The organism is Dickeya zeae NCPPB 2538 (assembly GCF_000406165.1).
Lineage (GTDB): Bacteria > Pseudomonadota > Gammaproteobacteria > Enterobacterales > Enterobacteriaceae > Dickeya > Dickeya zeae.
In genome coordinates, this window is the sequence record NZ_CM001977.1 from 859,893 (window position 1) to 877,256 (window position 17,364).

Consider the following 17,364-nt stretch of genomic DNA (forward strand, 5'->3'; position numbering starts at 1 on the left):
GCCGGGGTTTGAAGCACAGGCTTAGCGAATCATCAGCCGCAGCGGATGCATTTCTGTGACTGGATCACCTGGAAGAAGTCGTTGCCCTTGTCATCCACCAGAATGAAGGCCGGGAAGTCTTCCACTTCGATTTTCCATATAGCTTCCATACCCAGTTCCGGGTATTCCACACACTCCAGGCTCTTGATGCTGTTCTGCGCCAGAATAGCTGCCGGGCCGCCGATGCTGCCGAGATAGAAGCCACCGTGTTTATGACATGCGTCGGTGACCTGCTGGCTGCGGTTGCCTTTGGCCAGCATGATCATGCTGCCGCCGTGGGATTGCAGCAAATCAACGTAAGAATCCATACGGCCAGCGGTTGTTGGGCCGAGTGAACCAGACGCATAGCCTTCCGGAGTTTTCGCCGGGCCTGCGTAGTAGATCGGGTGATCTTTCACGTATTGCGGCAGTTCACCGCCGTTATCCAGCAGTTCCTTCAGCTTGGCGTGCGCAATGTCGCGCGCCACGATGATGGTGCCGTTCAGCGACAGGCGAGTGGAAACCGGGTATTGCGACAGCGTTTTGAGGATGTCTGCCATCGGGCGGTTCAGGTCGATACGCACCACTTCACCTTCGCCAGCCTGACGCAGGTGTTCCGGAATGTATTTACCGGGGTTGGTTTCCAACTGTTCCAGCCAGATACCTTGGCGGTTGATTTTGGCTTTGATGTTACGGTCCGCCGAGCAGGACACGCCCATCCCCACCGGGCAGGAGGCACCGTGACGCGGCAGACGGATCACCCGCACATCGTGCGCGAAGTATTTGCCGCCGAACTGGGCACCGAGCCCCAGATTACGGGCTTCTTCCAGCAGTTCCTGCTCCAGTGCTACATCGCGGAACGCCTGACCGTGTTCGTTACCCTCGGTCGGTAATTCATCGTAGTAGCGGGTGGAGGCCAGTTTCACGGTTTTCAGGTTGGTTTCTGCTGAAGTGCCGCCGATGACAAAGGCAATGTGGTACGGCGGGCAAGCCGCGGTACCCAACGTGCGCATTTTTTCTACCAGATAGTTTTTCAGTTTACCCGGTGACAGCAGCGCTTTGGTTTCCTGATACAGATAGGTTTTGTTGGCGGAACCGCCGCCTTTGGTGACGAACAGGAATTTATACTCATCCCCTTCGGTGCTGTAGAGGTCTATCTGCGCTGGCAGGTTGGTGCCGGTGTTGACCTCTTTGTACATGTCTAGCGCCGCATTCTGGGAGTAGCGCAGGTTATCTTCGATAAAGGTGTTGTATACACCGCGCGACAGTGCTTCGGCGTCGTTGCCGTTGGTCCACACGCGCTGGCCTTTTTTACCGACGATAATGGCGGTCCCGGTATCCTGACAGGTCGGCAGGATGCCTTTGGCAGCGATTTCGGAGTTACGCAGGAACTGCAGGGCGACATAACGGTCGTTTTCGCTGGCTTCCGGGTCGTGCAGAATATCGGTGACCTGCTGCTGGTGGGAAGGACGCAGCATGAAAGAGGCGTCGTGGAATGCCTGTTGTGCCAGCAAGGTCAGCCCCTGCGGGTCAACTTTGAGAATATCCTGGCCTTCAAACTGGCTAACGGAAACAAAGTCGCTGCTGATCAAACGGTATTCGGTTTTATCTTTCGCTAATGGAAACGGATCTTGGTAATAAAACGGTTTATTCGACATTTTCTTCTCACTTGCAGCCGCATAATTGAGTGATTTATCGGGTCTTATTTCCGCCTAAGGCTTTTGTGCCGGTCTTATTGTTGTGTCCGTCGTCTTTGGCACGACGACAAAAGCAATAAACGTGGTTGATATTCCTTAACTTGCGCCAGTTGTGCGCCTATTGAGGGATACCACCTCACATACTATGGCTTTATGGCGGGGAGTACCACGCTGACAAGTCACATTATTTTTATCTTCGTCATGTTTTCGTCGAAAATATATCGCAGACAGAAACAGGATGTTGATATTGATAATCGTGACATGACGGGCGCCATATTAAGTCATTTATTTAAATTAATTAAGTGCAATGTGTCGGGGTGATAAATACCCATTGAATAAATAAGGGTACACATCACCTTGCCGATATGTTGATTTTATTATTCGCGTTGTTCGAGCAAGGTATCGATGAGCCACAGTCCCGCCGGGCCGGGGGGCGAGGGGCGGGACCAGGCGATATCCACTTCAATTTGCCGCGGCCAGCCCGGCAGTGGTAGCTCCACCAACTGATTCTGCGCGTATTCGTTTACCAGCCAGCGCGGCAGGGTGCTCCAGCCAAATCCTTGTTGCGCCATTTCTAACAGCATCAGGTACGACGGCGTTGACCAGCTGGCGCTTTCCGTTTGTGGGCGTTCCCGCTGGCTGTAAGTATGCAGACATAACTGGCGTACCGTGGCGAGTTGTTCCTGTGTTACCTGAGTCTGCTGCGCCAGCGGATGCGTGCGGGCGACATAGACCGCCATTTCGGTTTTCACCTGCAACCGGGATACCGCAATGTCGATCGGGTAATGTGCCTGCGCTTGTAATACGCCAACATGGGCGCGTTGAGATTGCAGCAGTTCCACCACGTCTTCGTCTTCCGCAATCAGGCATTCGAATTCCACGTCGGGAAACCGCACGGCGAAGCGTTGCAGTATCGGGTGATAGTAACGGCACTGCCAGGTGTCCGATAACACGAAGGTGAGCCGTGGCTCGACTTTATCTGCCAGCCGGATTGACAGTTCATCCAGCGCTTCGCTGGCGGACAGAATCGCTTTCACATGACTGAGCACCTTGCGTCCTTCATCCGTCAGCACTGGCTGATGACCACGTCTGTCGAACAGCTGCAATCCCAGGTCGGCTTCCAGATTCGCCACCGCCGTACTGACGGTGGACTGGCTTTTTTGCAGGTGACGTGCTGCGGCGGAAAACGAGCCGGTATTCACCGTGGCGATGAACGCCAGCAGTGATTCAGGAGAATAACGCATCGCTGCCTCTATCGATTTTTTAGATGGATTCTAATTTATCACTATTGGTTATTTCGATGAAAATAGCAATCCATCAGCGCTACTGCGCGATCAGTAGGAGGAATATATGCAACAGAACACTCAGCAAACAGGACATCATCCGTCAAAATCCTGGCGTGAACGGATAGTGCATGCCGTGGGTTTTGAAGTGATGGCGTTATTGATTTGCGCGCCGATAGGGGCATGGGTACTGGAGCGATCCATCCTGCAGGTCGGGGTGCTATCTATCATGCTATCCAGCGTGGCAATGGTCTGGAACGTGGTGTACAACAGCGTGTTTGATCGCCTGTGGCCGGTCAGCCGCGTGAGACGTGGCGTATGGGTGCGTGCAGGACATGCGTTGGGCTTTGAAGGTGGTTTTATCCTGTTTGGTTTGCCGCTGGCCGCCTGGATGCTGAATATTACGTTGTGGCAGGCACTGATGGTGGAAATCGGCTTCTTCCTGTTTTTCCTGCCGTACACCATGGCCTACAACTGGCTGTACGACCTGTTGCGTGAGCGTCTGCTAACCCCAGCGGTACAGGGACGCTAGTCGGCACCCGAGGCAGAAGAGTGAGCGTTTGCTTTCTCCTTGCTTCGGGTCCGTTTTCATCCGTCGGTCGACTGACGCAGTGACGCCCGGTATTCGGCGTAATCCGGCATGTGAGGAATGCGCCACAGATACCAGGCTGCCAGCGTGCGATAGGGGCGACAAGGCTCGCTCATCTCCAGCATCGCTTTGCGCGTGGGGTCTTGTGGCAGGCGATACAGGTAACGAAACCCCTGTTTGATGCCGAGATCGTCCACCGGCATGATATCCATCCGCTCCAGTGTGGAGATCAATAGCATTTCTACCGTCCAGCGGCCGATGCCTTTCAAAGTGCAAAGGCGCTCGATCAGCGTATCGTCATCCAGATGTTCGGCTGCCGTTCTGGCGGGTACCAATCCACTCATTACGCCCTGCGCAATGCCTTTCACCGTGTCGATTTTACGGGCGGAAAAACCGCACTGGCGTAACACCTCGGGTTCGCACGCCACCAGTTGTTCAGCAGATGGAAAACCGCTCTCTCCCACGTCAAAACGTTGCTGTAGCTTGCCGATGATCGCGGCGGCGGCACGGTTACTGAGTTGCTGGCTGGAGACCGCCCGGATCAGCGCCTCGTAAGGTTCCCGTGCCGGTCGGCTTTCAAAGCGGATATGACCGACGCCGTCTATCAAGCGCGCCCAGTGCACATCAATGGCGGACAAATGGGCAAGAGCCTGAGTTTCGTCGAACGGGAGGGGTGATGGCGTCATAGGGTGGCTCCTTATGGTTGGCGATGTATTCCAGCAGGCAATGTTCCGCTAAGAGAGATATACTCAATTATACTGGTTATTTGAACAGGTTTGCGCATGAATTTTGAACTGTTTGCCGATGAGCCGCCGGAGCGCCGGAATGAAACGTTGGCACCCGGTGCGGTGGTGTTGCGCGGTTTTGCCTGGCCGCAGGCCGATGCGTTGCTGGCAGCTCTCAAGACCGTGACGCAACGAGCGCCGTTTCGGCACCTGGTGACGCCGGGCGGGTATACCATGTCGGTGGCGATGAGTAATTGCGGGACACTGGGTTGGGTGAGCGACGAGCACGGCTATCGCTACAGCGCGCAGGACCCGCTCAGCGGTCAGCCCTGGCCTGCTATGCCCGCTTGTTTCTTGCAGTTGTCTCAGGCCGCGGCACGCGAGGCGGGATATCACGACTTTGCGCCCGATGCCTGCCTGATTAACCGCTACGCCGTTGGTGCCAAACTGTCGTTACATCAGGACAAAGACGAGCTGGATTTACGCCAGCCGATTGTGTCCGTGTCGTTAGGGTTGAGCGCGGTGTTCTTGTTCGGTGGCATGAAACGCAGCGACCCTTGCCAGCGGCTGACGTTGACGCACGGTGATGTGGTGGTGTGGGGGGGGCCGTCCCGATTGTGTTACCACGCTATTTTGCCGCTAAAACGCGGGCCGTTGCCGATGGGAATGTCCGATGAGGTACGCCTGAATCTGACGTTTCGCTGCGTATGAGTGTCCCCCACGGTGTGGGGGACACTCATCATGACGTTGTATGATTACTTCGCAGAGAAGTGCATGTACTCCAGCGCGTTTTCACCCGCTATACGGCCTGAGTTGAGGGCAAAACCGAACGTCCCGCCGCCCAACAGCAAGTCATAGGTGTCGCCGTACATACCGGCGGCATCGTTGCCGGTCACGTACAGGCCCGGTACCGCGCTGCCGTTGGGGCTGACTGCTTCCATTTTCTCGTTAATTTTCACACCGCCGAGCGTACCGAGTGCTGCTGGCATCATCTTCACCGCATAGAACGGGCCGGTTTTCACCGGGCGCAGATAATCCATGTTCTTGTTGAAGATCTCGTCGCGTTTCTGGGTAGCATAGCGATTGTTGTCTTCAATGGTGCGTTTCAGCACGGCCGGGTCGATGGCCATTTGTTTGGCCAGGTCGTCGATACTGTTGCTTTTGAAGACAAAACCGCGGTTTTTCTGGAGCTCTTTGGCAAACTCGTCGTCGAATTTCACCAGTTTGGTATTGGCGATAACCCATTCACCGATCGGCACATCAATACCGTCGTTGACCACGTGCTTGCGGGTTTCCTCGTCGAAGACGGAGTACATAACGCCACCTGCTTTCGCCAGCGCGTTACCGGCGTGCGGCCAAATGATAACGATGGACTCATCGGTGAAGCGGCGTCCGGTTTTGTCTACCCACAGGTACGGCTGGCGAGCGGCGGCCAGCATCTGGGAGTTAGGGGCATACTCCGGCAGACCGGGGCGGTAAGACTGCACTACGCCCATGCCTTCTTCTTTGGCACCGGCTTTCCACGCCATTTTGATGCCGTCGCCGTCTTTACCGATGTTACCGACCATGATGGTGTCGGGCATAGCGACGTATTTTTGCAGCATCTCTTTGTTGTTGGCGTAACCACCGGTGGCGACGATCACCGCTTTGGTGTCGATCTGGAACGGTTTACCGTCGCTGCCTTCCGCGATCACGCCGGTAATTTTGCCGTCCTTCATCACCAGGTCTTTACCGGCGGTTTTCACCAGTGTGGTGACCTTCATGTTCTTAAACTGCTCATGGAAGGTTTTGATCAGGTAGCGACCGTGGCCGGGGCCATCGATAACGTGCCAGGTCAGCATCCCGCCCGGCCCGCCGGGGCCGATGTATTCAAACTTGATGCCTTTGGATTTCACCCACTCGATGGTGTCGGCGGAACGATTGACGAAGGTACGCACCACATACGGGTTGGCCATCCAGTGGCTGTATTCCATGATGGTTTTAAAGGCCATATCCGGCGTGACGACGATCCCTTGGCGTTTTTGCATCGAACTGTTGGCCGCGAAGATACCTTCCGCGAAATTGCCTGTGCCGCCGACGGCGGGCTGTTTTTCCAGTAAGACGACGCTAGCGCCTTTCTCGGCGGCCGCCATGGTAGCGGCAGTACCGGCGGCACCCGCACCAATCACCACCACATCCGCGCTTTTCGGGATGTCGACCGTTTTGGCCGGTTCAGCGCTTTTCGCCGGTTCTGCCGCGGGCTCGGGTTGTCCTGATGCCTGAGCAGAGGTGATTCCCAGCACCGAGAGGCACAAAGCCGCAAGGAGTTTTTTTCGGTATTGAACCATATTATTTTCCTTTTATTTTACGCGTGGAATAACGCGCCAAAGACTGGCGCATCGTCCGGTATTCAGTTCGCCTTGGCTTTGGCGTAAGCCGCCTGCGAGGCGTCATGCACCGCGCCACTGGTCATGGTGGCGCCGGAAACCCCATCGACATTGATGGTCTTTTTCTCGGTCATGGTTTTGGCCAGCTCTTTGGCCGCTTCGCCGCCGACTTCCGGGGTTTCGTCTGGGGCATCGATAGTGGCTTTTTGCACGACGCCTTTGGCATCGATATCCAGAGTGACGGTGACGTCACCACCGATACCTTGTCCGGTCGCTGAGTAGGTACCGGCTTTGAATTGGTCTTCAGCGACGGCCACGCCAGCTATCAGCAACAGGCAACCCAATAATGTGATGGAACTTTTTTTCATAACGAACATTCACTCTGTATGGTTAATATCATCAATAAACGGGAACCCGCGCCGGGCTAAGGGGTCAGCAGCGTTTTCCCTTCTTCGTGGCTGAGATGGCGAAACAACAGGCAACTCAGCGGTAATCCGGTGCCGAGCAGTAGCAACAGCAGGCTGAAATGGTTGATGTTCAGTAGTGGTTCCCATTGGGAAAACAGCCGCAACGCCGGGAAGGTCAGCGCCATGCTGAGCATGACGGCAATCAACTGACTGAGGATCATGATGTTATTGCCGCTGTTGTAGGTGTCGCTGCACAGGTGGCAGCAGGCCAGCGTGCTTTCCGCTGAGTGCAACAACGCGGTCATCAGGCCGATAGCGACAGCGCAGACGCCAATCACCGGCAGTAAGCGGTGCTGAATGGCGAGGCCGAGCAGCAGCACGAGGGCTGAGGCCAGCAGCGTGCCGTACATCAGCACATTGCGGTAACCCAGCCAGCGAATCAGCGGTTCGAACACCAGCTTGGCCAGCAGCGCGCCGAGGGAAAACAGCAACATGATGAGACCGGCGGTCGCGGGCGGCAGCCCGAGCGAGGTCTGAACCACCAGTGATATCACTACCGGCAGCGAGGCCAGCAGTAAGCGGGTGAGCACACCACCCCATACCCCGACATAAAAAGAACGGATGCTGAACAGGGACACCGGCAGCAGCGCTTCGCGCCCCGGCAGGTCACTGCGCAGGTAAAATAACGTGCAAAGGGTACAGGCCAGACCCAACAGCACGATGACTGGCAGCGACAGCAGGTGCCGCGGTGCCGCGGCCAATAACAAGGTTACCGTTAACAGAATGCCGACCAGTGGCAGCAGGTGACGCATCGACACCCGGCAGGTGCTGACGCGGGTGCTCGTATCCGTCGGCAGAATGCGCCACGCCAGCCACAGGCACAGCAGCGCCAGGGGGACTGGCGCGATAAAAATAGCCCGCCAGGATAACCCGTCGGTCAGCAGGCTACCCAACAGCGGGCCCGTCAGGGTGCCGAACATGCCGAGCAGCGTCATACGGTTAAGGAAGGACAACCGGGTATCGGCGGGGGTGTATCGCAGCACTTGTGTGCGGATCACCGGCAACAGTAGCGCGCCGCCGGTTCCCTGAATAAACCGCCCCAAACCCAGTTGGAGCGCGGAATCAGCATGAAAGCACAGCAGTGCGCCGCCGGTGAAGATGGTCAGGGCGGCGAGACACGTACGCCGCTCTCCCAGATGCTGGCTCAGCCAACTGTTAATCGGGGTAAAGGCCACGACGGTGATGACGTAAGCCATGACGATCGGTTCCATACGCAAGACGGGCTGGTGCAGCGCACGGGCTATCGCTGGTACGGCGACGTACAGCATGGTGGTGTCCAGCGATTGCATGAAGAACGCCGCCGAAGCCAGCCAGAAGAGTGCGCGTGGGCCCGTCATAGTCAGGCTACCGTCATCTGACCGGCGTACAGCACGAACAGCCGCAGCAGGAAGACACCCAGCAGCGTCAGGCTGGCGGTAAGGCGCGGCAGGAACGCGATACGGCGTTGCATCGCCGGTACACTGCCTGCCGCCAGCGGCACCAGCATGCCGATGACGATAATACCGATCCAGAACACGCCGCCCCAGAATCCGCTCAACGCTACCTGTGCCGCGACCAATTTCTGCCCACCGCCTAATAACAGGCCAGTAAAAAAGGCAAAGAGCAAAAACAGTTCAACCAGCGCGATCGGCTTTTCCAGTTTGTGCAGCAGATGCAGGGTGTGCGGGCAGTATTGCTGGCTGCTCGCCGAGGCACCGACCATCATCAGTACCGCGACGCCGGAGGTGACGCCGGACACCAGAAACAGCACCGGCAGTACTGGATTGTTCAGCAGTGGAAAGGATTTCAACGCCGAGAGCAGAAAGCCGGTATAGCAACCGAGCAACAACGCCAGCACCAGCAAGACATTTTCTACCGGACGCAGGTAGCGAGTCACCCAGGCGATAACCCGGTTGAGCACCGCGTGTAACGCGCCCGGCAACCGGCGTTCACTCCAGGCCAGCAGCGGTTGGCGGTACAGGCTGGCAATCCACAGGAACATCACCAGCATGTACACCTGAAACAGCATCACCCCCAGCGACATGATGGAATGGGGATTATAGAACACCATCAAATACCAGAAGGTAATGGGGCGGGCGAGGTGGAAAATCAGGATCACCAATCCGACGATGACCGACAGCGGCGCGATGATCGCCGTGGCGGCTATCAACGGATTAGTGTGTTGATTTTCTGCGGGCAGATAGCGGCGAAACAGTAACGTCAGCACCATCATTCCCGAGGAAATTCCTACCAGCAGCAGGTAAACGGCGATGGGCCAGTCCCATACCAGCGAAGGAAAGTGAAAGGCGTTATGCATGATCGCTTTCTCCGTATTTACCCGGTATGCGGTAAAGGTTAGGGCCGGTACCCAGGTAGACTTTGCTGCGGTAGATAGGGTTGCTTTTGATCATTTTCGAAATATCGCTGTCCGGATCGTTGAGATCACCAAACACCAGCGCTTTGGTCGGGCAAATTTCGACGCAGGCCGGTTTTTTGCCTGCCGCCAGATTGGTTTCCCGACAGAAATTGCACTTATCTGCGGTGTTGGTTACCGGGTTGATAAAGCGCACGTGGTATGGGCAGGCGGCGATGCAGTAGCGACAACCGACGCAGCGTTTGTCGTTGACATCGACAATGCCGGTCAGCGCATCTTTGAATGAGGCCCCGGTTGGGCAGACAGACACACAAGGCGGGTTATCGCAGTGCTGGCAGGACTGACGGAAGAACTGTTTAATGGGTTTAGTGGTATCGGTGGCGGGGATATCGACGGTTTGTATGATATTCAGCCGGGTGACGCCCTCCGGTACCTGATTAGTTTTACGGCAGGCGGTCATGCAGGCTTTGCAGCCGATGCAGCGCAGCTCGTTGTGCAAAATGCCGTATTTTACCGGTCGCACCCCAGTGGTCGGTAATGCCGTTTCCTGTGCGGCCACTGGCAGGCCACTGCCGGAAACGGCCAGCGCGCTGCCCATAATGGCAATAAAACGGCGTCGGGTATAATTTTCCATAAAATAACCTTTCAGAAAGCAAATATCGGTTTGCAGCTATCACGCTCTGCGCGGCAATAAATCGTTTTTATTTTCTTTTCACTGGGCATGAATACACGCAGTGAATAACAACAATGCTCGTTTATTAGAAATAAGAAGATGTTTTAAAAATAATGAGTGTTAAAAAGTCAGACATCTTGATGGGAATAATTGGAGCATGTGCACCTGGCGGGATATGTGTCACGCTTCACATTTAATTTTTTGTATATCCGGATAAAAATAATTGCAAAATACGATAACTGGCGAGAAAACTGCTATTATTGTCGTGAGTTTTATTGTTAATGTTATTTTTGTTGTTTGTTTTTGTTATCAATGTGTCTTTTTTGATTTATGCGGAAAATATCTCTTTAGTTAAAATGAATAAAAATGATGTGGCGCAATGATTTGATAGCGCGGGACGTTATTTGTGTCGATACATAAAAAGCGAAAAATAAAAAACGCCTCGAAGGAGGCGTTTCAGCGCAATGGCGAACAACTGATTAATGGTTATCGACTGATTAATGACTATCTACCGGTTAATGACTGCCAACCGATGATGGCTTCAACTGACGGTCCAGAAACTGAAGCACTTTCTGCATGATTTCTGGCTGTACCCAGTAAATGCCGCCATGCTCCGCGCCTTTCACCACGTAATAGGTGCTGTTGATGCCATGGGCTATCAGCGCCTTGTGCAGCATGTCGGTCTGATGAGGGGAAACTACCGTATCGGCGCTACCGTGCATGATTAAAAAAGGCGGTGTGTTCTTGCTGATATAGTTGATCGGGTTGGCGGCGGCGGTTTTTTCCGGGAAGCGGGTAATCGGGCCGCCTTCATTGAACACCGAAGTGCCGTTGACCCAGATAGCTTCGGTTGAGGACGCCGACGCGTGTTTCTGTACCACTGCATCCGGGAAGCCTTCACCGACGCGGGTCAGGTCTGACAGGCCATAGAAATCGATCACCGCTTGTACCTGACTGCTTTGGTCCAGGTGTTCACCACGGTCAAATTGCTTGTCGCCGTTGCTGGTACCGGCGAATGCCGCCAGATAGCCACCGGCTGAGGCACCGAACACGGCCACATGATTCGTATCAATGCCGAATTTGCTCGCATTGGCGCGCAGATAGCGAATGGCGGATTTCACGTCCTCCAGCGGGGCGGGGAACAGTACGGTGGGTGCCACGCGGTACTCCATGCTGGCGACCACGTAACCCGCTTCCGCCATTTTCAGCCGTTGCTGGATATAGTTGTCTTTATTGGCGTTGATGAAGCCGCCGCCGGTGATGAACAACACGGCGGGCTGCGGTGATTTGGCTTCCGGCTGGAGAATATCCATCTTTAACGCGACGTTAGCATAGCCGCGCATCGGCACCTGCGCGTAAACCACGTCGGAAATCAGTTTAACCGACGGCTGACGCGGGGTCAGCGTCAGTTCATGTGTGTTGTCTGCTGCCATCGTATGGGGAACCTGAGCGGCTGCGGTAATGATAATGGAAGATAACAGTATCATTTTGAGGGGTGGGGTACGCATGAATTATTCCTTAAAAAAATTATTTTCTGATCATTGTTTTTGAATCAATATGCAAGCAGACGGATGAGCATAAGGTACAGTCAGGGTGCAGGCTAACATGGTGATGATTAATACAATTGTGCTTAATCTCACATTAGTATTTTAACAAATTCATATAATTAATATTCGATAAGGTTATAAATAAAAATAATCATGATAAGTATCAAGCGAGCACTTTATTACCATGAGTTGGTCCGCAAAGGGAGTTTTACCCGTGCCGCCAAATCTCTCAATATCTCTCAGGCCTTTCTTTCTCAGGAAATATCCCGACTGGAACAGGAGTTAGAACGAAAACTGATTAATCGCACCACCCGCCAGTTTGCGTTAACGCCATTCGGCGAAGCGTTTGATGAAAAAATCAAACCACTGATTCGCGAGTATTACGACGTAGAACAATTTGTGCAATCGTACGAAGAAAGTCAGGATGGTGCCCTGATGGTCGGGGTGATTCCTATCTTCAACCGGCTGAAATACTACGATGTCTTTACGTCATTTCAGAAGCAGCACCCGAATATCGAGTTATCGTTTATTGATGGCGTCAGCAGCGACTTGCTGGAAAAGGTCAGAAATGCCGAGATTCATGTGTCGCTCTCCACGCCATTCGATGATTATTTGCAGGACCCACTGTTTAATCACACCATCTTTCTGGATGACAATCTGGTGGCGGTGATGGCCGCCGATCACCCGCTGGCAGGGCAAGACAGCCTGACGCTGGAGCAACTGGCGCAGGAGCGGCCGATTGTGCCGCAAAAAGGTACCGGCGAGCATGCGGCGGTGTCGGCGGCGTTCAATCGTGCCGGGCTGGAGGAGACCTGCTTTCGTGAGTGCAGCAATCTCGACATCATTATGGATCTGGTGATGCACCACGGCGGCGTAGTCTTTCTGTGCACCTCGGTGGCGGGGAGCCTGAAGGGGTACGATATCGCTATTCGCCCGGTCGCTACGCCGATCATCCGTACGTTTGCTGTCAGCTATCTCAAGCGTAGCGCGGGCATTCCGATGGTGCGCCGTTTTCTGGATTTCATGGAGCGCCATCACCCGACGCTACGTGGGTAACGGCTGGCTTATCCGTTATCAGGCGCGATGAGCGCCCGAGCGGGTTTAGCGCACGACCAGTGTGGGTGCAATACGAACGGTGTCACCGTGTTGTGCCTCACCGCGTAACACCTGTTGCAGATGACGTATCACGTGCTCTACCAGCAACTCAACCGGCTGACGCACCGTGGTCAACCGGTAGCCTTCCCAGGCGGCCTGCGGGGTGTCGTCGCAACCGATCACTTTACAGTTCGCGTCGCCGTTGAGCCGCAGGGCGTCCAGCGCGCCAAAAGCCAGCGCATCGCAGGCGCAGAATACGCCTTCCACCGAGGGGTATTGTTGCTGTAACTGGCACATAGCGCGGTAGCCACTGTGGTAGGCGTAATCCGGGTTATCGGCGACGATCGGCTCCGGCAAGCCACGGCTGATCAGGCGCTGACGAAAGCCCGCCAGTCGTTCCAGCGAGGCTTGTCCATCATGACGACCGGCGATGTAGGCTAACCGGGTCAGCCCCTGTGACATCAGGTGATCAGCCGCCAGTTCACCGGCCAGCCGGTTATCAGACAGCACGGCGGTGACGGTTTCACGCTTATCTTCACGTCCCATCAGCACCATCGGCAGTGACAGTTCCAGACAGCGTTCGGTGGTTTCTTGCGATAAGCTACCGGCAGAAATAATCGCCGCTTCCACCTGCCACGACAACGCCTGTTGCAGTCGGGCGCGGATGTCACAGTGTTCGGTGACGCTGACCAGCATCGGCACCAGCCCATGTTGTTGCAGCGCCTGCGTTAGCAGATTAAACAACCAGGGCTGGAACGGGTTATCGAATTCCCCCATCACCACCGCCACGATGCCGGAGCCTTGCCGCCCGGAATTGACCAGCGCGCGCGCCAGTGCGTTGGGGCGATAGCCGAGTGCATCGGCGGCCGCCAGTACCCGTGAGCGGGTTGCCTGGCTGACTTTTCCCGGCGCAGAATAAGTGCGCGACACCGCCGAGGGGGAAACGCCGGCGCTACGGGCAACATCAATCGAGGTAATGCGCTTCTTATTCATGTCCAGACCCTCTGATGATGTGCCAGTGGCCGTCATGACAGTGCGCCCGGTCGCCCTGTTCGGGGAGAAAAATAGCGGATGAGGCGGCGATAGCTTGTTGCAGTGCCGCTTTTTGCGACTGTTGCACATGGTACAACCCCAGTTGTGCACCTGGTTTACGCGCCAGCGTCTGTACCTGCGGCCAGTTGCCGTGCCAGGCGTTGCCGGTTGCCTGCGGTGAAAAACACTCCACCAGCGCCAGGTCCGCTTGCGCCAGCAGTGTGGCCGCGGCGGGCGTCAACTGACCGTCACCGCTGTAGAACAATGACCCCTGCTTAGCGCTCAGATACAACGCCCGGTTAGGTACCGAGTGGCGGGTCGGTGCCGTCTGGCAATGCCATGGCCCCAGTTCGCTCAGGCTTTCACTATCCTGCCAGTGAAGGGTAAACAGCGGTCGACCGGCCGGCCAAAAGGCGAAATCCGCCAGACGCTGTAACTGCGGGAGTTGCTGACGTGGTGCGATGATCGTCAACGGTGCGGTACGCCCGCAAGATTCGCACCAGTTAAGCCAGGTCGTCAGGCCGAGGACATGGTCGGGATGGGCGTGGGTAATATAGATGGCGTTGAGGTCGTCCGGTGCGGTCTGGCGTTGCCACAGTGCCTGCGGAACTGTCGGACCGCAATCCACCAGCAATTGAAACCCGTTTTCGCTGACCCGTATTGCGGCGTTAACCCGTTGGCTGTCGTAGGCTTCACCGCTGCCAAGAATATCAAGCTCCATGCACAGTCTCCTGTTTCCCGGTATGCGCGGGTGAGGGTAAACGCTGTCCATCGATATCAAACCAGTGGCAGCGTTCCGCTACCACCTGCAACGCCAGCTCCTGACCGATACGCGCCGCGCTACGGCTTTCCACCACCAGTTTGATGCCAGGTTCATGGATGATATGGCCGTGCAGGTGATATTGCGCCCCCAGGTTTTCCACCAGATCCACCTGAAAGGTTGGAATACTGCTGGTTATCTCAAAGGCGTCCGGGCGAACGCCGAGGGTCACCGCGCGTTCGTCGCGCGCCAGTCGTTGCAGCCACGGCGATAATGTTTGACCGGACGATAACTGAAAAAAGTTCATTTCCGGCGTGCCGATAAACCCGGCGACAAAGGTCGTGGCGGGCTGGTGATACAGCTCTTCCGGTGTGCCGATTTGCGCGATACGTCCTTCGTGCAATACCACGATGCGATCAGCCAGCGTCATCGCCTCGACCTGGTCGTGGGTGACGTAAATCATGGTGGCAGCTAACTGCTGGTGCAGGGCTTTTAACTGCACCCGGGTATGGGTGCGCAGTTTCGCATCCAGATTAGACAGTGGTTCGTCGAACAAAAACAGGCGCGGTTTACGCACGATGGCGCGACCAATCGCTACCCGTTGGCGTTGCCCGCCGGAAAGCGCACCGGGTTTACGCTCCAGTAGCGGTGTGAGTTGTAGCATCTCTGCGACCTGTGCCACTTTCTCGGCAATCACAGGGCGTCGTTCACCGGCCATCTTGAGCGCGAACCCCATGTTTTCCGCCACGGTCATGTGCGGGTAAAGCGCATAAGATTGAAACACCATCGCCATTTCCCGCAGGCCTGGCGGCTGGCGCGAGATATCGTCGTCACCCAGCAGAATCTGGCCGCTGTCTTGTTCTTCCAGCCCGGCGATGGTCCGCAATAGGGTTGATTTGCCACAGCCGGATGGGCCGACGAACACCACCAATTCTCCCTGACGGATATGCAAATCGATGCCGTGCAGCACCGTCTGGCGACCGTAGTGCTTGGTGACCTGATGTAATCGTAATTCACTCATCCGCGAATCCTATTTCTGGCTGACGGCGAAGCCGCGCAGCAAATAACGTTGAACAAAGCCCGCCACCAGCAACACCGGCAGCGAAGACAGCAACCCGATGCTCATCAGTTCTCCCCAATAGATCTGGTTTTCAGTCATGAAGTTGGCGATAAACAGCGGCAGCGTGAATTGCTGTGGGGTTTGCAGATACAGCAGGGCAAACAGGAATTCGTTCCAGGCCATGATCAGGGTGAAGATCGCCGTGGCGACCAGACCGGGAGCACACACCGGCAGCACGATGTAACGCAGCCGTCGCCACAGCCCGGCACCGTCCATCGCGGCGGCTTCTTCCAGCGACAGCGGCACATCGCGGATAAAGCTGAGCAGCATCCAGATACAAAACGGCAGGGTGTAGACCTGATACGCCAGCATCAGCCCGGCCAGACTGTTGAGCAGGTGCAGCGATTTGAGCAACGAATACAGCGGGATGGCCACCACCATCGGCGGCATCATCTTGATCAACAGCACCAACAGCAGGAACAGGCTATCCAGTCGTGCCGGGAAGCGGTGGCGTGCCAGCGTATAGGCAGCCATAAAACCGGTTATCAGCGATAACGCGGTGGCACCCGCCGCGACCCAGAGGGTATTAAGCAGCCGTGCGCCAACGCCATTATCCAGCAGGCTCTTGAGGTGAGTGAGTGTCCACTGTTGCGGCCAGAACGGACTGGAAAGGCTAGAGAATTCCGCGGTGGACTTAAACGCCGCTGCCACCATCCACAGGATCGGTAAGGTGAAAAACAGCAACGCGATAGCCAGCGCCAGGGCACGTAGTGCCGTCAGCCAGAAGGGGAGTCTCATGCGCTTTTCCCTCCACGCAGTAACTGCCAGGCGTAGACCAGGCTCATGGCGGCGGCGAACAGCAGCATAATGACTGCCCCGGCGCTGGCGAGCCCCAGATTAAAAAACTTAAAGCCTTGCTGATAGATGTACAGCGACAGGGTTTCGGTCGCATAACCGGGGCCGCCGCCGGTCAGGGCGTACACTTTGTCGAACAGCTTGAAGGTGTCGATGGAGCGCAGCAGCAGCGCCAGCATGAGAGGTTGGCGGATAAGTGGCAGCGTGACGTACCACAGCCGTTTCCAGCCATTGGCGCCGTCGCTTTGCGCCGCTTCCAGTATGTCTTTGGGGATTACCTGTAACCCGGCGAGAATGATAAGACAGGCCATCGGCGTCCACTGCCAGATATCCACCAACATCAGCGACCACAGCGCCAGATGCGGGCTGGATAGCCACGGTTGCGGCATCAGCCCCAGCGCGGTCAGGCAATTATTCAGCAGGCCAAAATCGTAATGAAACCACACGCGCCAGATGGCTGAACACACCAGCGTGGAGATCATCATGGGGTAAATCAGCAGGCTCAACACCCACTGGCGACCGGGGAAATGGCGGTACAGTAATAACGCTAATACCAGCCCCAGCAGCACTTGCAACAGTGAACTGCCGACTGAAAACAGCAGGGTGTTTTTCAGGCTGGTGGTAAAAAACCAGTCGGCGAACAATTGGCGATAGTTGTCCAACCCGACCCAACTGCGGCTGGCGGCGGCATAATCGACCTTGCTGAAGGAGTAAAGCAGCATCTGGCCGATGGGGTAGAGCGTCAGCAGTAGCAGTAACGTGGCGGCGGGCAGGAGCAGCAGCCAGCGTTGCCAGCGGGAGTCAAAATGCATGGGGTGTCCTTGCGTGGGCGGACCGTGGCCCG

17 protein-coding genes are annotated in these 17,364 nt (G+C 55.9%); 3 read left to right on the top strand and 14 right to left on the bottom strand.

Annotated features, from left to right (window positions below):
* Positions 1-32 precede the first annotated feature (32 nt).
* Positions 33-1,676, bottom strand: a complete 1,644-nt coding sequence (gene fumA, locus DZE2538_RS03920) for a class I fumarate hydratase FumA (RefSeq protein ID WP_038915635.1) — start codon at positions 1,674-1,676, stop codon at positions 33-35.
* 416 nt (positions 1,677-2,092) lie between these two features.
* Positions 2,093-2,959, bottom strand: coding sequence for a LysR family transcriptional regulator (locus DZE2538_RS03925; RefSeq protein ID WP_023639017.1), 867 nt, complete (start codon positions 2,957-2,959; stop codon positions 2,093-2,095).
* Positions 2,960-3,065: 106 nt separating this feature from the next.
* Between DZE2538_RS03925 and DZE2538_RS03930 the strand changes: the two genes are divergently transcribed.
* Positions 3,066-3,530, top strand: coding sequence for a multidrug/biocide efflux PACE transporter (locus DZE2538_RS03930; protein WP_012883563.1), 465 nt, complete (start codon positions 3,066-3,068; stop codon positions 3,528-3,530).
* A 56-nt stretch (positions 3,531-3,586) separates the two neighbouring features.
* Here the strand turns inward: DZE2538_RS03930 and DZE2538_RS03935 are convergent, their stop codons facing one another.
* The gene (locus tag DZE2538_RS03935; RefSeq protein WP_080638947.1) at positions 3,587-4,273 is read right to left on the bottom strand and encodes a DNA-3-methyladenine glycosylase family protein; all 687 of its coding nucleotides are present in this window, start codon (positions 4,271-4,273) and stop codon (positions 3,587-3,589) included.
* Positions 4,274-4,369: 96 nt separating this feature from the next.
* On the opposite strand from DZE2538_RS03935, the gene alkB reads away from it, so the two are divergent.
* The gene (gene alkB, locus DZE2538_RS03940) at positions 4,370-5,023 is read left to right on the top strand and encodes a DNA oxidative demethylase AlkB (RefSeq protein WP_038915637.1); all 654 of its coding nucleotides are present in this window, start codon (positions 4,370-4,372) and stop codon (positions 5,021-5,023) included.
* A gap of 44 nt (positions 5,024-5,067) precedes the next feature.
* On the opposite strand, the gene DZE2538_RS03945 is transcribed toward alkB, so the two are convergent.
* The 6 genes from DZE2538_RS03945 to DZE2538_RS03970 form a co-directional block, all read right to left on the bottom strand.
* On the bottom strand, positions 5,068-6,639 hold the full coding sequence (locus tag DZE2538_RS03945) for an FAD-dependent oxidoreductase (RefSeq protein ID WP_038915639.1): 1,572 nt from the start codon (positions 6,637-6,639) through the stop codon (positions 5,068-5,070).
* A gap of 62 nt (positions 6,640-6,701) precedes the next feature.
* The gene (locus tag DZE2538_RS03950) at positions 6,702-7,046 is read right to left on the bottom strand and encodes an FMN-binding protein (RefSeq protein ID WP_012883567.1); all 345 of its coding nucleotides are present in this window, start codon (positions 7,044-7,046) and stop codon (positions 6,702-6,704) included.
* Positions 7,047-7,102: 56 nt separating this feature from the next.
* Complete coding sequence (locus DZE2538_RS03955; RefSeq protein ID WP_038915640.1) at positions 7,103-8,482, bottom strand: MFS transporter; 1,380 nt, start codon at positions 8,480-8,482, stop codon at positions 7,103-7,105.
* Between the two features lie 2 nt (positions 8,483-8,484).
* Positions 8,485-9,441: a cytochrome c nitrite reductase subunit NrfD gene (gene nrfD, locus DZE2538_RS03960; protein WP_038915641.1), complete on the bottom strand. Its 957-nt coding sequence runs from the start codon at positions 9,439-9,441 to the stop codon at positions 8,485-8,487.
* Positions 9,434-10,132 carry a 4Fe-4S dicluster domain-containing protein gene (locus tag DZE2538_RS03965; RefSeq protein ID WP_019844420.1) on the bottom strand — a complete coding sequence of 233 codons (699 nt, stop codon included), beginning with the start codon at positions 10,130-10,132 and terminating at the stop codon, positions 9,434-9,436. Before DZE2538_RS03965 ends, nrfD begins: the two co-directional genes overlap by 8 nt.
* Before the next feature lie 554 nt (positions 10,133-10,686).
* Entirely contained in the window at positions 10,687-11,679 is a 993-nt protein-coding gene (locus DZE2538_RS03970; protein ID WP_019844418.1) for an alpha/beta hydrolase, read from the bottom strand.
* Positions 11,680-11,871: 192 nt separating this feature from the next.
* Between DZE2538_RS03970 and DZE2538_RS03975 the strand changes: the two genes are divergently transcribed.
* Positions 11,872-12,774 carry a LysR family transcriptional regulator gene (locus DZE2538_RS03975; protein ID WP_019844417.1) on the top strand — a complete coding sequence of 301 codons (903 nt, stop codon included), beginning with the start codon at positions 11,872-11,874 and terminating at the stop codon, positions 12,772-12,774.
* A 45-nt stretch (positions 12,775-12,819) separates the two neighbouring features.
* Here DZE2538_RS03975 and DZE2538_RS03980 read toward each other — a convergent pair whose 3' ends face one another.
* From DZE2538_RS03980 to DZE2538_RS04000, 5 genes are read right to left on the bottom strand one after another with little or no spacing between them, the layout of a single operon-like run.
* Positions 12,820-13,806 carry a LacI family DNA-binding transcriptional regulator gene (locus DZE2538_RS03980; RefSeq protein WP_038915642.1) on the bottom strand — a complete coding sequence of 329 codons (987 nt, stop codon included), beginning with the start codon at positions 13,804-13,806 and terminating at the stop codon, positions 12,820-12,822.
* On the bottom strand, positions 13,799-14,566 hold the full coding sequence (locus DZE2538_RS03985; protein ID WP_038915643.1) for an MBL fold metallo-hydrolase: 768 nt from the start codon (positions 14,564-14,566) through the stop codon (positions 13,799-13,801). The genes DZE2538_RS03980 and DZE2538_RS03985 overlap by 8 nt, the downstream gene beginning before the upstream one ends.
* A complete protein-coding gene (locus DZE2538_RS03990) occupies positions 14,556-15,626 on the bottom strand; it encodes an ABC transporter ATP-binding protein (RefSeq protein ID WP_038915644.1) in 1,071 nt (356 codons plus the stop codon). The genes DZE2538_RS03985 and DZE2538_RS03990 overlap by 11 nt, the downstream gene beginning before the upstream one ends.
* Before the next feature lie 9 nt (positions 15,627-15,635).
* Positions 15,636-16,463 (bottom strand): carbohydrate ABC transporter permease, encoded by an 828-nt coding sequence (locus DZE2538_RS03995; RefSeq protein ID WP_038915646.1) that lies wholly within the window; start codon positions 16,461-16,463, stop codon positions 15,636-15,638.
* Complete coding sequence (locus DZE2538_RS04000; protein WP_038915647.1) at positions 16,460-17,332, bottom strand: carbohydrate ABC transporter permease; 873 nt, start codon at positions 17,330-17,332, stop codon at positions 16,460-16,462. Before DZE2538_RS04000 ends, DZE2538_RS03995 begins: the two co-directional genes overlap by 4 nt.
* Positions 17,333-17,364 lie beyond the last annotated feature (32 nt).